Genomic DNA, 14,792 nt, shown 5'->3' with positions numbered 1-14,792 from the left:
GGGTTCCGGAGCCGGCGGCGGTGGCGGTGGCGGTGGCGGCGGTTCCGGAGCGGGCGGAGGCTGAGGCGGCAATTCCGGGGGAGGAGGCGGTGGTGGTGCCGCGGCTTCCGGCACCGGATCGCGCCGCGGCGCGGGAACGGGTACCTGCAGCGCCTCGGTCTCCGGGCGGGTTTCCTCCGTGGTCTCCGGTGCGGCCGGAGCCGTGGTCTTCGGCAGGGCCTCACCGACCGGCACGGGGACCATCGCGCCGGTCGTGATGTCGACGACCTCCAATTCCCGCACGGCAGTCGCGGCGGGCTGGACGACGAACATCCGCTCGGCGTTCAGTCCGGGCCATTTCGGGCCTTCGAGTTCGTCGTTGCCGGTGAGCACCGGCGCGGACAGCGGATTGCCGCGCACGCACCGCACGCGCGGAACACCGAGTTCGTCGACGAGGACGATCGTGCCGCGTTCGAGCAGCGACTGCACGGGCCGCGCGGCACCGTCGCGGTATTCGTGCATGGTCACCCGGGTGTCGGCGCGCAACAGGACCGCCGTGAGGGTGTCGGTGTAGCCGCGGATGTCGGGCACGCCGAGGACACCACGCCACGCTTCGGCCTTGGCGGGATCCTCCTCCAGATGAAGGATGAGCGCTTCGCGGTCGCACAGGGGCCGGTCGAGACTGCCCCCGTAGAGGGCGGGCCGATCACCGGAGACGGCCGGGGCTCCGGCGGTCGCGGTGACCGGATCGCCGCCGTCGTCGACGACTTCGGGGGGAGGTGGCGGCACCGCGACCGGCACCTGCGGCGGCACGAGACGCGGCGTCCACGGGTCGTCCTGCGCGGTCGCGACATGCAGTTGCACGGGCGTCGTCGTCTCGACCGAACCGCCCGACGAGCAGGCACCCGCCACCAGTACCGTCAGGGCGAGTGCCAGACCGAATCCACGAACCGTGTCGCTGGCCACGCCGCCATGCTAGGTCGATGATCGCCGGTGAAAGTGCTGTTCGGCGGTTCTCGTCGGTATCCGGATCCCGGAGAGGAAACGCAGGAGAAGGTCGTTCACCTCGTCGCGACGTTCCATCTGCACGAAATGCCCCGCGCCCTCGAGCAGGTGGACACCGCGCAGATCGGGGACGAAGGCACGCATCCGTTCGAGCGTCGACGACCCCGACATCGCGACGACGGGATCCCGGTCGCCGGCCACGAACAGCGTCGGTACCTGCACCTTCGCGCCCTCGTAGGGACGCGACGCCTCCCAGTTGGCGTCGTAGGCGCGGTACCAGGACAGACCGCCACCGAATCCGGTGCGGGCGAACTCGGCCGCGTAATGCGCGAGTTCGTCGTGGTCGAGCCAGTCCCACGGCAGGTCGGGAGCGGTGAGTAGCACGTCGAGATATCCGTGTCCCTCGGACGGATGCGACCACACGTCGAGATAGCGGTATCCGCCCGACAGCGCGAAGAACAGCCGCTGCAGGAATTCGCGCGGGCGGGGATCGAGTTCCGCCTCCGCGACCCCCGGTTCCTGGAAGTAGTGGAGGTGGAGGAAGTGCTTGTCGGCGAGACCGCGGAAGATCTCGCTGGGTCGTGCCGGCATCCGGTCGGGCGAGTAGGGCACGGCGAGCAGGACGAGACCGGCGACGCGATCCGGATGTCGCAGCGCCGTCGTCCACGCGACGGGCGCGCCGAAGTCGTGACCGAGGACGACCGCACTGTCGATCCCGAGGACGTCGAGCAGTCGGACGAGGCGATCGGCGACCGCGACGTTCGTGTACTCCTCGACCTCCCGGGGCCGGTCGGTCCGGCCGTAGCCGGGCATGTCGGGGGCGACGGCACGGTATCCGGCGTCGACGAGCGGCGCGAACTGGTGCCGGTAGCTGTACCCCAGGCCGGGGAATCCGTGGCACATGACGACCGCGGGCCCGTCGCCCCGATCGTCGATGTTCCACGTGAAACCATCGACCTCGACGATGTGGCTGCCCATCAGGAGGCGGGAACGGTCTGTATGTCCTCCTGGCTCCAGAACGCCCTCATGCTCGTGATCCTCGCGTCGTCGTCGAAGGTCATCACGTCGACGACCTCCATGATCAGATCCTGTTCACCCAGGTGCGTGACCAGGCGGAACACGAAAGCGGCGTTGTTCTCCGCGATCTTGAGGGTGATCACCTCACCGGTCTGCGCGAGCGGTTCGACCATTCCGTAGAACTCGCGGATCTCGGCCTCAGTGGAGCGGACGGGCGTGCCGACCGGATCCTCGACCGTCGCGCCCGGCGCGTACAGGGCGAGGACGTCATCGACGGTGCCCGAGGTTACGAACTTCACGTAGTTCTCGACGGTGGCGCGGATCGCGTCCCGACTCGGTGCCATGAGGTCTCCTTCGTTCGAATCCGGAACACGTTTCAATTCGACGGTAGTGGGCCGGATCCGCGGATGCACTCACGATTCCCACTCGGAAGACCCCGCGTCGGAGGACGATGACATCGCCATCACCCGGAACGATCGGAGACCCGATGATCGACGCTGTCGCCTTCACCCTCGACGGACACGCCGGCGCCCTCGCAGCGCGCACGTGGGTCGGCGAGGCCCCGCGCTACGTGGCGTTGTTGTGCCACGGTTACGGCGAGCACTGCGGACGCTACGAATACGTGGCCGCGCGCCTCGTCGCCGACGGCGCCGCCGTCTACGCGGTGGACCACATCGGTCACGGTCTCAGCGACGGCGAACGCGTCCTGATCGACGACTTCGAGAAGGTGGTCGACGACTTCCGCCTACTCGATCTCACGGCGCGACGCGAGCATCCCGACCTGCCGGTCGTGCTCGTCGGACACTCGATGGGTGGCATGATCGCCGCCCGGTACGCGCAGCGATACGGCTCGGAAATGGCCGCGGTCGTCCTGTCCGGCCCGGTCCTCGGCAGGTGGGCGGCCGTCGACGCCCTGCTCACGGCCGAGGAGATCCCCGATACCCCCATCGATCCGTCCACCCTCTCCCGTGATCCCGAGGTGGGTCGCGCCTACGTGGCCGACCCGCTCGTCTGGCACGGCCCGTTCAAGCGCACCACCGTGCAGGCGCTGAAGACCTGCATCGACACGATCACCGCCGCCGGTGCCGTCGACGACGTGCCCGTGCTGTGGTTGCACGGCGAGGACGATCGACTGGTTCCCCTCGACGGCACCGCCACCGGATGGTCGTCGCTGGCAGGTCGCGGGGCGTCGTCGAAGACCTATCCCGAGGCGCGGCACGAGATCTTCAACGAGACGAATCGGGACGAGGTCCTGGGCGATGTCGTCGACTTCGTCGGCGCGCACATCCACCCTCTCGAGACTCTCGAGGATTGAAGCCGACCGCGTCTGGCTACCCCAAGCCATGGGGCCGTCCCCTTCGTGTCCCGTACGGAAGGAGATGACCGTGGTCGAAGACAACGCATCCGACAGGGCTCGCCCTGGTGCATCCGACAGGGCTCGCCCTGGTCCGGCCGACAAGGCACGCCTCGGGTTGAAGCAGACCGTGGTCGGTAAGGCGAAGGAGGTCGCCGGCGCTCTGACCGGCAACGACTCCCTCACCACCGAAGGCCGTCTCGAGCAGGAGCAGGCCCGGCAGACCAGGAAGGCCGACACCCTCTCGCACATGGCCGAGGCCGAGAGCGACGAGGCGGTCGAGCAGCTCGACGCCGTCCGCGAGGCCGGACAGCAGGAACGCGAGGCCGTGCAGCAGCGGACCGACGCCGTCGAGTCGCAGGCCGAGCGGGAGGCACGGGTCCGCAAACAGGCCGCCGACCTCGAACATCAGGAGAACATCGTCCGAGGGCGATCCGACGCCGCCCGTGAGGCCACAGCCGCCGAACAACAGGCACGTCGCGAGGAGAACGAGCAGGTCACGGATGCCGCCGCAGAGGTCGCGGCCGCCGACGAGGACCACCGACGAGCCTCCCACGACGCCGAACGTGCACGCCTTCAGGCCGAAGAGGAACGCCGCAAGGCCGAAGCCCTCGAACGCGCCCTGAGCGACGATCCGGAACGCTGACGAACACCACCGACATTCCCTACCGGAGCTGTACCCCCATCGAAGTTGGAGATGCGCCCATGAACCTCACCACTCTGCCCAAGAGCGTTCTGCGACTGCAGTACAAGATCGCCCGCTTCCCACTGGGGTTGATCGAGCAACAGTTGCGGTTCCTGCCCACCGACGCCCCGCCGCGCCTGATGTACGAGCGGGGGCTGGGCATGCTCGACGGCATCGTCGGCAGCGTGCTCGACGACCAGGAGATCGCCACGCGCGGGGCGCTCGCCACCGAACGTGCCGACGCGGTGAAGCGCGCGGAGAAGCTCGACGCCCAGGCCGCGGCCGAGAAGCGCGCGGCGGACGCCGAACTCCGCCGGACGCGTGAGCGGGCCGAGGCCGAGCAGGAAGCCGCACGGCGCGACCGCGAGAAGGAGGTCCAGCAGGCCCGCGAGCGCGCACAGGAACGCGCGAAGCAGGCGGAGAAGGAAGCCGAGCAGAAGAAGGCCGCCGAGACCGCGAAGGCCGATCAGGAGGCCGCAGCGAAGCGCCGTGCCGCCGAGACGGCGAAGAAGAAGGACGAGGAGCGCATCCGCAAGGCCGAGGAGGAGGCCGCCGAGCCCGCCAAGGTCTCCCTCAAGGATGCCGTCGCCAAGCAGCTCGAGGCGAAGGAGGCGGAGGAGCGCGCGCACGATGCGGGCGAGGTCGCCGAGTTCGAGAAGATCGAACACAAGCACCCCTGATCCCGGTTGTAGTCGACGAGACCCCGGTGCANCCTGTGCACCGGGGTCTCGTCCGTCGTAAGCGGTTGCTACTTCACGACATTGACCATCTTGCCGGGAACCACGATCACCTTGCGCGGTGCGGCACCGCCGAGCAGGTCGGCGATCTTCTCGTCCGCGAGCGCAGCGGCCTCGATCGCGTCGGGCGTGGCGTCGGCCGGGACGGTGATGCGGCTGCGCACCTTGCCGTTGACCTGGATCGGGTACTCGACGCTGTCCTCGACGAGCCACTTCTCGTCGGCGACCGGGAACGGTCCGTGCGCAAGCGATTCGGTGTGTCCGAGACGCGACCACATCTCCTCGGCGAGGTGCGGCGCGACCGGGCCGAGCATGAGCACCAGCGGTTCGACGGCGCTGCGCGGCGCACCCGACGGGTACTGCTTCGTCAGGTGGTTCGTGTACTCGATGAGCTTGGCGATCGCCGTGTTGTCGCGCAGGTGGGTGAAGTCGTCGGACACGCCCGCGACCGTCTTGTTGAGCGCCCGCAGCGTGTCGTCGCCGGGGGTGTCGTCGGTGACGCGCAGCGCGCCACCCTCCTCCTCGACGACGAGACGCCACACGCGCTGCAGGAAGCGGTGCGCGCCGACGACGTCCTTGGTCGCCCACGGACGCGACTGGTCGAGCGGGCCCATCGACATCTCGTAGACGCGCAGGGTGTCGGCGCCGTACTCGTCGAAGATCTGGTCGGGGCTGACGGAGTTCTTGAGCGACTTGCCCATCTTCCCGTACTCGCGAGCGACCTCCTGCTCACCGTCCGGGCCGGTCCAGTAGAACGTGCCGTCGCGCTCGACGACCTCCTCGGCCGGCACGTACACACCGCGCGAGTCGGTGTAGGCGTAGGCCTGGATGTAACCCTGGTTGAACAGGCGACGGTACGGCTCCGAGGAGGTGACGTACCCGAGGTCGAAGAGCACCTTGTGCCAGAACCGCGCGTACAGCAGGTGCAGCACCGCGTGCTCGACACCGCCGACGTAGAGATCGACGCCACCCGGGTCGTTCGGGCCGTGCAGTTCCGGCCGCGGGCCGGTCCAGTACGCCTCGTTCTCCTTGTCACAGAAGGCTTCCGAGTTGGTGGGGTCGATGTAGCGCAGCTGGTACCACGAGCTGCCGGCCCACTGCGGCATCACGTTGGTGTCGCGCGTGTAGCGCTCGAGGCCGTCGCCGAGATCGAGTTCGACGTTCATCCAATCCACCGCCTTCGCGAGCGGCGGGGACGGTTCGGAATCGGCGTCGTCCGGATCGAAGGAGACCGGCGCGTAATCCTCGACCTCCGGAAGTTCCACGGGCAGAGCGGATTCGGGCAGCGCATGGGCGCGTCCCCGCTCGTCGTAGACGATCGGGAAGGGCTCGCCCCAGTACCGCTGCCGTGCGAACAGCCAGTCGCGCAGCTTGTACTGGATGGTGCCGCGTCCGGCGCCGTCCTCCTCGAGCTTCGCGACGATCGTCTTCTTCGCCTCGGCGACGTCGAGACCGTCGAGCAGGCCGGAGTTCACCAGCACACCGTCGCCGGTGTACGCCTCGGCGGTGACGTCGCCGCCGGAGATGACCTCGCGGATGGGCAGACCGAAGGCGGTCGCGAACTCCCAGTCGCGCTGGTCGTGGCCGGGAACGGCCATGATCGCGCCGGTACCGTAGCCGGTGAGGACGTAGTCGGCGATGAAGATCGGCAGTCGCTCGCCGTTGACCGGGTTCACGGCGTAGGCGCCGAGGAAGACACCGGTCTTCTCCTTCGACTCCTGCCGCTCGAGATCGGACTTCGCGGCGATCGACGCGCGGTAGGCCGCGACCGCGGCAGCCGGATCGGCGGCGCCACCGGTCCAGCGCTGGTCGACGCCCTCGGGCCAGGACGCGGCGACGATCCGGTCGACGAGTTCGTGCTCGGGAGCGAGGGTCACGTAGCTGGCACCGAACAGGGTGTCGGGCCGGGTGGTGAACACCTCGATCGCCGAATCGTGGTCGGCGACGGCGAACTTCACCTGGGCGCCGTGCGAGCGCCCGATCCAGTTGCGCTGCATGGACTTGACCTTGTCGGTCCAGTCCAGGTGCTCGAGATCGTCGATCAGGCGGTCGGAGTAGGCGGTAATCCGCATCATCCACTGGCGCAGGTTCTTCCGGAAGACCGGGAAGTTGCCGCGCTCGGAGCGGCCGTCGGCCGTGACCTCCTCGTTGGCGAGCACCGTGCCCAGACCCGGGCACCAGTTGACGAGCGAATCCGACCGGTAGACCAGGCGGTACGAGTCGATGACGTCGGCGCGCTCACCCTCCGACAGCGACGCCCAGTCGCGTCCGTCCTCCAGACGACGCGTGCCGTCGGCGAATTCGGCCTCGAGTTCGGAGATGCGACGCGCCCGGCCGGCCTCGCGGTCGTACCAGGCGTTGTAGATCGTCAGGAAGATCCACTGCGTCCAGCGGTAGAAGTCGACGTCGGTCGTCGCGACCGAGCGACGCTCGTCGTGCCCGAGACCCAGCCGGGAGAGCTGCCGCTTCATGTTCCCGATGTTGGCCTCGGTGGTCGTGCGCGGGTGCGTGCCCGTCTGCACGGCGTACTGCTCGGCCGGCAGACCGAAGGCGTCGTAACCGAGGGTGTGCAGCACGTTGCGGCCCTGCATGCGGTTGAAGCGCGCGTACACGTCGGTGGCGATGTATCCGAGCGGGTGCCCCACGTGCAGACCCGAGCCCGAGGGGTACGGGAACATGTCCTGCACGAACAGCTTGTCGGAGGGCACCTCGCCCGCGAGATCGCCCACCGGATTGGGGGCGTGGAAGGTGCCGCGCTCGCGCCAGAGCTCCTGCCAGCGCTGCTCGATCCGCCCCGCGAGCTCGGCGGTGTACCGATGCTGCGGAGTGCTGCCGGGTTCGTGCTGGGAGGTCTGTTCGGGACGGGTCACGGTGATCACTATCTACTCGGCCGGGCGTGTGAGTGCTCCCACCAGGGTAGAACGTGCCCGCACCCGCGCAGACCGGTGGCACCACCGGCCGCGTATCCTGGTCGGGTGCTCATCGTCGCTGTCCTGCTCTTCGTGCTCGCTCTCGTCGTCGGCGCGGTGGGTGTCGCGGCACTGACCGGCAAGCTCCCGCGCAACCGCTGGGCCGGTGTGCGCACCCCCGACGCACTGCGTGACGACGAGGCGTTCGCCCTGGCCAACAAGGTTGCCGCACCCAGCATGCTCGGGTCCGCGGTGCTCCTCGCCCTCGGTGGTGTCGCGTCGCTGACGCTGCCCACCGTCGCCGGGATCATCGCGGTCGTCGTCACCGTGGTGGCCGCCCTGATCACCGCCGGAGCCGGCGGATCCGTCGCAGCGCGGGTCGCTGCGGCGACGAAGCCGGAGGAGACGGCCGGCTGCGGTACCTCGTGCGGCGCGTGCAGCCTGCGCGGGGCGTGCGAGCCGACCGCCTGACGGTCCTCCCACCGGCAGTCCTCACGCCCAGCGGCGCTCCCGTGCGTAGCGCGGTGTCCACCAGAACCGGTTGAGCACCCGCACCGGTACCGGGAGACTCTTCAGCACTGTGGCCACACTGTCCTTCGGTGCTCCCTCGAAGAGATAGGGCAGCATTTCGGAGACCTCGCGTTTGTCCAGTTGCCCGAACGCCCGCATCGAGATGTCGTGCCATTCCTCCTTGGTGATGGACTGTTCGATCAGCGGGAAGGCGTCGCGTTCCTCGTGCGCGAGGTGAGCGCCCAGCGACGTGACGAGACCGTCGAGCAGACCGCCGAGCCGCTCGGTCGCCGTCTCCCGGTCGTCGAGCACAGCCTCGATCTCCGCCAACGCCGGGTCGATCACGGAATGTTCGGCCTCCATCGCATCGAGCACCTCCATCGCCCCCGCATCGTGTGCGAGGCGTGGCCGCATGAACGGCCAGACGTAGACGTCCTCGATGGAGTGATGCGTGTGCAGTTCGGTGCTGAATCCGTGCCAGCCGAGGAGCAGCGCATCGTGCGTGCCGGAATCGGCGGTCCGCCACTTCTGCGCGAAGTCGGCGAGACGTTCGGTGTCCCGGCGTAGAGCGGAGTGGATCAGATGCACGACCTCCAGATCCTCGGCGGACAACGGCGTGGCGTGAGTGGTGGTCATGGCGGGTACCTCGACTTCCGTATGAATGTCCCCGTGTCCATGGAGCCTCGTCGCCGCGTGAGGTGTTCTCAATCCCACATTCGAGGGGGATACTTCGGGATATGCGCTCTGCGCAGCGGTTGAGGGCAGGCATCCACGACGCAGCATCCGCGGCTGCGGACGGGGCGCAGTTCCGCGAGTTCGTGATGGATGTGCTCGGCGCTTACATTCCGTACGACGGTGGTTGTGTCGCGCCCGTGGACCCGGCCGTCGGGGTTCCCACCGGCTTCACCACCCGCGGCCTCGACGATCCAGCCGAGGTACTCCGGTTGTCGATCGAGTTCGAGTACGGTCCGGACCTCGATCCGGACAGCCTCTACGCGCTCATGCAGCACCGGTCCGGAGTGCGGCGGATCGAAGAACCCTCCGGCCGCGGACCGGGATACGGCAACAGGCGTTATCTCGAACTCGTGTCGCATCTGGGCATGGGACACGAAGTGCAGCTGGTCTTCCGGGACGGAGACCGTCGGTGCTGGGGTGTCGGTGATCTGCTCCGCGCGTCGGGCCGAGGTTTCTCCGACGCCGAACTCACGATGCTCGACGACGTTCTCGACGATATCGCGAACGGATTCCGCACCACGTTGATCCGGCACGCATCCGCACGAACACGGAACACGGTCGTCGAGGGCACCGCCTGCGAATGCTCGGGTCCGGCCGTGGTGGTCATCGGGGCGGACGACGAATTCGATTCCGTCACTGCCGCAGCGATGATCTTCTTCGAACGCCTCGGCTGGGAGAGTCCCGCTCGGGGGCGCCCCGGACCGGCGCATGTGATCGCCCGTCAGGTCCGTAGAACACGACCCGTACCCGCGGATGTGCGTGTCCGCACCCTCGACGGCGAATGGCTCGTACTGCGCGCCGCGATCTTCGACGAGACCGGCCGCGTCGTCATGACCTTCGAGCGGGCACGCCTGCCCGAGATCGTCACGCTGGTCACCGCCGCCTACGGTCTGACGCCACGCGAATCGGAAGTACTCGTCGAAGTGCTCGCCGGACGGTCTCGCAACGAGATCGCGAGTCGGTTGTTCATCAGCCCGTACACCGTGCAGGACCACCTGAAGAACATCTTCACCAAGACCGGTGTGAACAGCCGGCGCAGCCTCGTCTCGCGACTCGCGTGTACCGAGTACATACCCCGGTTCGGTGGCGACCTGCGACCCGACGGATGGTTCGACGAGAGCGGAACGAGGACGGCGCCGGTGGAGGCCCGCACCCTAGGCTGACCCCCATGACGACGCGTCAGGTCGACCCCGTGGGTGCGCTGCTCGGACTGGTCGTTCCGTTGCTGTGTGCCGTGGCCGTACTCGTGCTCACCCGCTCGTGGATCCCACGATTGCCCGAGGAGATCGCCACGCACTGGTCGGGCACGACACCCGATTCGTTCGGATCACCCATGACCTCGGCGTGGACCGCCGCCCTGCTGATCGTGCTCGTCGGGGGAGGGTGCTGCGCGATCGCCGCGCTCGCGCAGGCGCAACTGCTCATGCGCCGCTACATGCTCGCGATCGGTCTCGGGGTCACCGGCACGATCACCGCGCTGTTCCTGGCCGGTCTCGCGGGGCAGCTCGACACGACCGACGCCACGCAGGCCGCGTTGGAGGGCTGGCCGGCGGTGCTCGGCATGTGGGTGGGTATCGCGGTGGGCTGGTTCGGGGGACGGCTCCTGCGCGACGGTCGGGAGCGGAAGGCGGCGACCGCCGCTCCGGATCCGGCGCTGCCGCGCGGTCGTGCCGAACTGCCGATCGTCGAGCAGGTGGGCACCGGTGTGGGCACGACGGCGGGACTGTCGCTGCTCGTCCTGATCCCCGCGCTCATCGTGTGCGGTGCGACGCAGAGCTGGTGGCCGCTGGGTTTGATCGCGCCCGTCGCTCTGCTCGTGCTGGGTCTGCTCCGCTACACCGTGGTGGTCGACGCGGACGGGATCCGGGTGTCGAATCTGGCCACCGACGCGCTCGGATACGACCTCGACGAGATCGTCGGCGCGAAGGTCACCGAGACCCGCCCGTTCCAGGACTGGGGCGGCTGGGGCCTGCGGGCCAAGGGCGGCAAGCGGTACGGCCTGGTCACGCGCACCGGGCCCGCCGTCGTGGTGACCACGGCCTCGGGACACGAATTCACCGTGACCGCAACGAGGGCCGAGGAGATGGCCGGCGCGCTCAACACTCTCGCCGACGCCCGCTGACCGGTCCCGGTCGCCCGAGGGGGCTCAGTTGCGCTCGACCTCGATGGGGTGCGTCGCGAGCAACGCCATCGGCAGCGGCTGCCGGCGCAGCACCCTCGCCCACACGTCGAGGTGCGCGGGGGCGAGCACATCGGTGGGCAGTGCCGAGACCACCATCCAGTCGTCGTTGCGTAGTTCGCCGTCGAGCTGACCTGCGCTCCACCCCGCGTATCCCGCGAAGATCCGCACACCCTCGACGTAGTGGGCGATGTGCCCGGGATCGGCATCGAGGTCGATCATCACCACTCGGCCGTCGACGTGGCGGATGCCGGGGACGTCGGTGATGTCGGCCCCCACCCGCAGCGTGCCGAGGCACAGCGCCGAACTGCGGTGGACGGGACCGCCTACGAACAGGGTCTTCGGTTCGGCGGCGAGCCACGACCATTGCGGCAGCATGGCGTCGACGGAGGTGTCGCTGATGCGGTTCAGGACGACACCGAAGCTGCCGGCATCGGTGTGCTCGATGATGTAGACGACGGTGCGGCGGAAGGTCGGCTCGGTGAGATCGGTGGCGGAGACGAGCAGGCTGCCGGCCCGCACCCTGGGTGTCGAGGGTGCGGTGCGGTCCTCGGGTTCGTCCTGATGCTGCGCCACGTCAGCCATTCTGTCACCGCCGTCACCGGCGCGTGGGGTGGAACCCGACGGTCTGTGCCAACAAGGCGAGATGATGTTCGAACAGGACCTCGCGGTCCGGAAAAGTGTCGGGGCCGTACTGCCCGAAGACCTCGAAGCTCACGGACCCGAACAGCGACGGCCATGCCCAGAGACCGCGTGCCAGTACGGAATCCGGGGCGGTGAGGGAGAACTCGTCCCGGATCCGGCCCAGTGGTTCCCCCAGGCTCTCCGGGGGTGGGGCAGCGGCCGTGTCGTCCAATACACCCGCGGCGTGGGCCTCGTCCACGATCCGGGCCAGTCGCAGGACCACGCGGATACCGGGGGCAGTGGTGCGCTCGGCGGGGGCGGCGTAACCGGGGACCGGGCTGCCGTACAGCAGCCCGTAGCGGGCCGGTTCGGCCAGCGCCCACGAGCGCACGGCCCGACCGAGGGTGAGGAACCGTTCGCGGTGGTCGGAGGGGTCGATCGCGTCGACGGCACGGTCGACACTGTCGCCGAGTTCGTCGTAGGCGTCGACGACGAGCAGGGTGAGCAGCTCGTCGCGGCTCGAGACGTAGCGGTAGACGGCGGAAGAGACGACGCCCAGGTCTCGGGCGACGGCGCGCAGCGACAGCGCCGCCGCTCCGTGGGTGCCGAGATGCTCGCGGCCGATCCGGAGGATGTCGGCCATCGTCTGTGCGCGTGCGCGCGCCCGTGGTGTCGTCACCGGGCCATTCTGCGTCGAACAGAGAGCACCGTCAACAAACGAGAGCAGTGCTCTTGACAATCCCAGCTGCACAGAGGATCGTCGAAGTCATCAGAGAGCAGTGCTCACACTTTCCGAAGCGAGGAATCATGTCGCATCTCCAGGTGGTCGCAGGAGCCGGACCCGTCGGCTGGACCGTCGCCGAACAACTTGCCGCACAAGGACATCGCGTGCGCGTTCTCACCCGATCGGGCAGCGGACCGGAAGGCGCGGGCATCGAACGCCTGCGCGTCGACGTCACCGACCCCGAGGCCGTGGCCGCCGCCCTCGTCGACGAGGACGGACTTGTTGCCGACGCCGTGCACATGTGCGTCCACGGGTCGGCCTACCGCGCCGATGTCTGGGCACGCGAACTCCCAGTCGCCGAGCGGGTCGTCCTCGACGCCGCCGCGAACCTGTCGGAGAAGACGGTCGTCGTCTTCCCCGAGAGCCTCTACTCGTACAGCGAGCCCGACCGGGTCATGACCGAGGACTCACCCCGCGAGGCCGACACCGGCAAGCGCGGTGTCCGGCGGCAACTCCTCGCCGCCCGCGCCGCCCATCGCGCCCCGACGGTGAGCGTCGTGGCATCGGACTTCTTCGGTCCGCGGGCACTGAACGCGATGGCCGGAGAACGCATGGTGCCCACCGTGCTCGCCGGGAAGAAGGTGCGGGTGCTCGGCTCGGCCGACCTTCCGCACTCGTTCACCTACGTTCCCGACCTGGCTGCGGCGATGATCGCGGCAGCAGGGGAGCCGGCGGTGTGGAACACCGTGATCCACGCACCCACCGGACCGGCCGTGACACAGCGGGAGATCGCCACAGCCTTCACCCGGGCGGCCGGCCTGCCCGCGCCCGCGGTGGGGACGATCCCGTCCTGGCTGGTGCGGGCCGGCGGCGTCGTGAACCGGGACATGAAGGAACTCGCGGAGATGCTCTACCAGTTCGACGCTCCGTTCGTCATGGATTCGACCCGCACCGAACAGGTACTCGGCCTGTCACCCACCCCGCTCGACGAGGCGGCCGCCCGCACGGTCGAATGGTGGCGGAGCCGATAGTGTCGTGCTTGTGCGAGACTCCGGGCAGCAGTCCAGGCAGCGGGCGTGGCGATCGACCGCGACCGCCCTGCGGAACTCGCCGGGTCTCGTACGACTGACCGGGGTGCGGTTCGCGAGCCAGTTCGGCGACGGACTGTTCCAGGCCGCACTCGGCGGGGCGATCCTGTTCAACCCCGAGCGTCACACCGACCCCGTGACGATCGCGGCAGGCTTCGCCGTGCTGCTGTTGCCGTACTCGGTGATCGGTCCGTTCGCCGGCGCCCTGCTCGACCGGTGGGACCGGCGTCTCGTCCTCGTCTGGGCCAATCTGCTCCGTGGAGTGTTCATCGCGGCGGCCGCGGCCGTGTTGCTCCTCGGAGGACCGCAGACCCCGCTCATGCTGCTCGCGCTCGCCGCCGTCGGCGTGAGCAGATTCGTCCTGGCAGGCGTCTCGGCCTCGCTCCCACACGTGGTGGCCCAGTCGTGGCTCGTCCCGGTCAATTCCGTTCTGGCGACGGTCGGTTCGGGTGTCTCGGCGGTCGGGGCCGCCACGGCGGTCGCGACCATCGGATTCGTGGGCGCGGGCGACACAGGCTCCGGTACGGCCGTCCTTCTCGGAGTGAGCGGCTCGCTCGTCGGCGCGGTCGCCGCAGCGGGATTCACCGCGAATGCGCTCGGCCCCGAGGGAATACGTCCCCGCGCCGTGATCCGCACCGTCCTGTCGGGTCTGCGGACCGGTGCGGGAGCCGTCCTCGAAGCGCCGGGCGTGACGATCGCGATGCTCGGAATCGGCGCGCACCGCATCGTGTTCGGCATCGACACACTCATCATGGTGCTCGTCCTGCGCGCCGACGAGAAAGACTCCGACCTGCTCGGGGGATTCTCCGGATTCGGTGTCGCGGTCGCCTGCACCGCCGCCGGCATGCTCCTCGCAGCGGTGCTCGCACCGATCCTGATCCCGCGACTGGGCCGGCCGCGCACCGTCACCGTCGGGTTGATCGCCGCCGCGATCGTGCAGTTCGCGTTCGTCACCACCGTGTCGGCCGGGCCGCTGCTCGTCGCGGCCTTCCTGCTCGGCCTCGCCGGTCAGACCATCAAACTCACCGGCGACGCCGCCATGCAGATCGACATCGACGACGCGCGCCGAGGACGGGTCTTCGCGCTGCAGGACACCGTCTTCAACATCGCCTTCCTCGGCGCGATCGTCGTGGCGGCCTTCCTCATCGACCCGGACGGGCGCACGCCCGAACTGGCCGTCGCAGGTGGGGTCGTCTACCTGATCGGGCTCGTCGCCGTGCTCGTCGTGCGCCGCACGCGGCAGTAG

15 protein-coding genes are annotated in these 14,792 nt (G+C 69.0%); 8 read left to right on the top strand and 7 right to left on the bottom strand.

Features of this window, described 5'->3' with window-relative positions; all coding sequences use genetic code 11:
- From ACLBYD_RS01500 to ACLBYD_RS01490, 3 genes are all read right to left on the bottom strand, one after another.
- Nucleotides 1-945, bottom strand: a 945-nt coding sequence (locus ACLBYD_RS01500; protein ID WP_447815136.1) for a DUF6777 domain-containing protein, incomplete at its 3' end; no start/stop codon positions are given.
- Between the two features lie 9 nt (nucleotides 946-954).
- Nucleotides 955-1,962: an alpha/beta fold hydrolase gene (locus ACLBYD_RS01495; protein ID WP_447815135.1), complete on the bottom strand. Its 1,008-nt coding sequence runs from the start codon at nucleotides 1,960-1,962 to the stop codon at nucleotides 955-957.
- Nucleotides 1,962-2,345: a nuclear transport factor 2 family protein gene (locus ACLBYD_RS01490; protein WP_447815134.1), complete on the bottom strand. Its 384-nt coding sequence runs from the start codon at nucleotides 2,343-2,345 to the stop codon at nucleotides 1,962-1,964. Before ACLBYD_RS01490 ends, ACLBYD_RS01495 begins: the two co-directional genes overlap by 1 nt.
- A 143-nt stretch (nucleotides 2,346-2,488) precedes the next feature.
- Here ACLBYD_RS01490 and ACLBYD_RS01485 point away from each other — a divergent pair, with 143 nt between their 5' ends.
- From ACLBYD_RS01485 to ACLBYD_RS01475, 3 genes are all read left to right on the top strand, one after another.
- Complete coding sequence (locus ACLBYD_RS01485; protein ID WP_447815133.1) at nucleotides 2,489-3,316, top strand: alpha/beta hydrolase; 828 nt, start codon at nucleotides 2,489-2,491, stop codon at nucleotides 3,314-3,316.
- A 64-nt stretch (nucleotides 3,317-3,380) separates the two neighbouring features.
- The gene (locus tag ACLBYD_RS01480) at nucleotides 3,381-4,001 is read left to right on the top strand and encodes a CsbD family protein (RefSeq protein ID WP_447815132.1); all 621 of its coding nucleotides are present in this window, start codon (nucleotides 3,381-3,383) and stop codon (nucleotides 3,999-4,001) included.
- 59 nt (nucleotides 4,002-4,060) lie between these two features.
- Nucleotides 4,061-4,720 carry an IF2 family translation initiation factor gene (locus tag ACLBYD_RS01475; protein ID WP_447815131.1) on the top strand — a complete coding sequence of 220 codons (660 nt, stop codon included), beginning with the start codon at nucleotides 4,061-4,063 and terminating at the stop codon, nucleotides 4,718-4,720.
- Nucleotides 4,721-4,788: 68 nt separating this feature from the next.
- Here the strand turns inward: ACLBYD_RS01475 and leuS are convergent, their stop codons facing one another.
- Nucleotides 4,789-7,656, bottom strand: coding sequence for a leucine--tRNA ligase (leuS, locus tag ACLBYD_RS01470; RefSeq protein WP_447815130.1), 2,868 nt, complete (start codon nucleotides 7,654-7,656; stop codon nucleotides 4,789-4,791).
- A gap of 96 nt (nucleotides 7,657-7,752) precedes the next feature.
- Here leuS and ACLBYD_RS01465 point away from each other — a divergent pair, with 96 nt between their 5' ends.
- The gene (locus ACLBYD_RS01465) at nucleotides 7,753-8,157 is read left to right on the top strand and encodes an SdpI family protein (protein ID WP_016691037.1); all 405 of its coding nucleotides are present in this window, start codon (nucleotides 7,753-7,755) and stop codon (nucleotides 8,155-8,157) included.
- A 21-nt stretch (nucleotides 8,158-8,178) separates the two neighbouring features.
- Here ACLBYD_RS01465 and ACLBYD_RS01460 read toward each other — a convergent pair whose 3' ends face one another.
- Entirely contained in the window at nucleotides 8,179-8,832 is a 654-nt protein-coding gene (locus tag ACLBYD_RS01460) for a hemerythrin domain-containing protein (RefSeq protein WP_447815129.1), read from the bottom strand.
- 101 nt (nucleotides 8,833-8,933) lie between these two features.
- Between ACLBYD_RS01460 and ACLBYD_RS01455 the strand changes: the two genes are divergently transcribed.
- A complete protein-coding gene (locus ACLBYD_RS01455) occupies nucleotides 8,934-10,094 on the top strand; it encodes a helix-turn-helix transcriptional regulator (protein WP_447815128.1) in 1,161 nt (386 codons plus the stop codon).
- A gap of 5 nt (nucleotides 10,095-10,099) precedes the next feature.
- Nucleotides 10,100-11,053, top strand: a complete 954-nt coding sequence (locus ACLBYD_RS01450) for a DUF1648 domain-containing protein (protein ID WP_447815127.1) — start codon at nucleotides 10,100-10,102, stop codon at nucleotides 11,051-11,053.
- Nucleotides 11,054-11,077: 24 nt separating this feature from the next.
- Here ACLBYD_RS01450 and ACLBYD_RS01445 read toward each other — a convergent pair whose 3' ends face one another.
- Nucleotides 11,078-11,695, bottom strand: a complete 618-nt coding sequence (locus ACLBYD_RS01445; protein WP_194293793.1) for a YqgE/AlgH family protein — start codon at nucleotides 11,693-11,695, stop codon at nucleotides 11,078-11,080.
- 13 nt (nucleotides 11,696-11,708) lie between these two features.
- On the bottom strand, nucleotides 11,709-12,377 hold the full coding sequence (locus ACLBYD_RS01440; protein WP_447815351.1) for a TetR/AcrR family transcriptional regulator: 669 nt from the start codon (nucleotides 12,375-12,377) through the stop codon (nucleotides 11,709-11,711).
- Nucleotides 12,378-12,541: 164 nt separating this feature from the next.
- On the opposite strand from ACLBYD_RS01440, the gene ACLBYD_RS01435 reads away from it, so the two are divergent.
- Nucleotides 12,542-13,489 carry an NAD-dependent epimerase/dehydratase family protein gene (locus ACLBYD_RS01435; protein WP_447815126.1) on the top strand — a complete coding sequence of 316 codons (948 nt, stop codon included), beginning with the start codon at nucleotides 12,542-12,544 and terminating at the stop codon, nucleotides 13,487-13,489.
- 4 nt (nucleotides 13,490-13,493) lie between these two features.
- Nucleotides 13,494-14,792, top strand: coding sequence for an MFS transporter (locus ACLBYD_RS01430; RefSeq protein ID WP_447815125.1), 1,299 nt, complete (start codon nucleotides 13,494-13,496; stop codon nucleotides 14,790-14,792).

The organism is Rhodococcus sp. C26F, assembly GCF_053345925.1.
The sequence above is the reverse complement of the archived record's forward strand: the minus strand, read 5'-3'. Positions and strand labels throughout refer to the sequence as shown.

Excerpts from the sequence above, each read along its gene's own strand:
- ACLBYD_RS01495 (WP_447815135.1), bottom strand. The coding sequence starts at position 1,962 with ATGGGCAGCCACATCGTCGAGGTCGATGGTTTCACGTGGAACATCGAC.
- ACLBYD_RS01490 (WP_447815134.1), bottom strand. The coding sequence starts at position 2,345 with ATGGCACCGAGTCGGGACGCGATCCGCGCCACCGTCGAGAACTACGTG.
- ACLBYD_RS01485 (WP_447815133.1), top strand. The coding sequence starts at position 2,489 with ATGATCGACGCTGTCGCCTTCACCCTCGACGGACACGCCGGCGCCCTC.
- ACLBYD_RS01480 (WP_447815132.1), top strand. The coding sequence starts at position 3,381 with ATGACCGTGGTCGAAGACAACGCATCCGACAGGGCTCGCCCTGGTGCA.
- ACLBYD_RS01475 (WP_447815131.1), top strand. The coding sequence starts at position 4,061 with ATGAACCTCACCACTCTGCCCAAGAGCGTTCTGCGACTGCAGTACAAG.
- ACLBYD_RS01460 (WP_447815129.1), bottom strand. The coding sequence starts at position 8,832 with ATGACCACCACTCACGCCACGCCGTTGTCCGCCGAGGATCTGGAGGTC.
- ACLBYD_RS01455 (WP_447815128.1), top strand. The coding sequence starts at position 8,934 with ATGCGCTCTGCGCAGCGGTTGAGGGCAGGCATCCACGACGCAGCATCC.
- ACLBYD_RS01450 (WP_447815127.1), top strand. The coding sequence starts at position 10,100 with ATGACGACGCGTCAGGTCGACCCCGTGGGTGCGCTGCTCGGACTGGTC.
- ACLBYD_RS01445 (WP_194293793.1), bottom strand. The coding sequence starts at position 11,695 with ATGGCTGACGTGGCGCAGCATCAGGACGAACCCGAGGACCGCACCGCA.
- ACLBYD_RS01440 (WP_447815351.1), bottom strand. The coding sequence starts at position 12,377 with ATGGCCGACATCCTCCGGATCGGCCGCGAGCATCTCGGCACCCACGGA.
- ACLBYD_RS01435 (WP_447815126.1), top strand. The coding sequence starts at position 12,542 with ATGTCGCATCTCCAGGTGGTCGCAGGAGCCGGACCCGTCGGCTGGACC.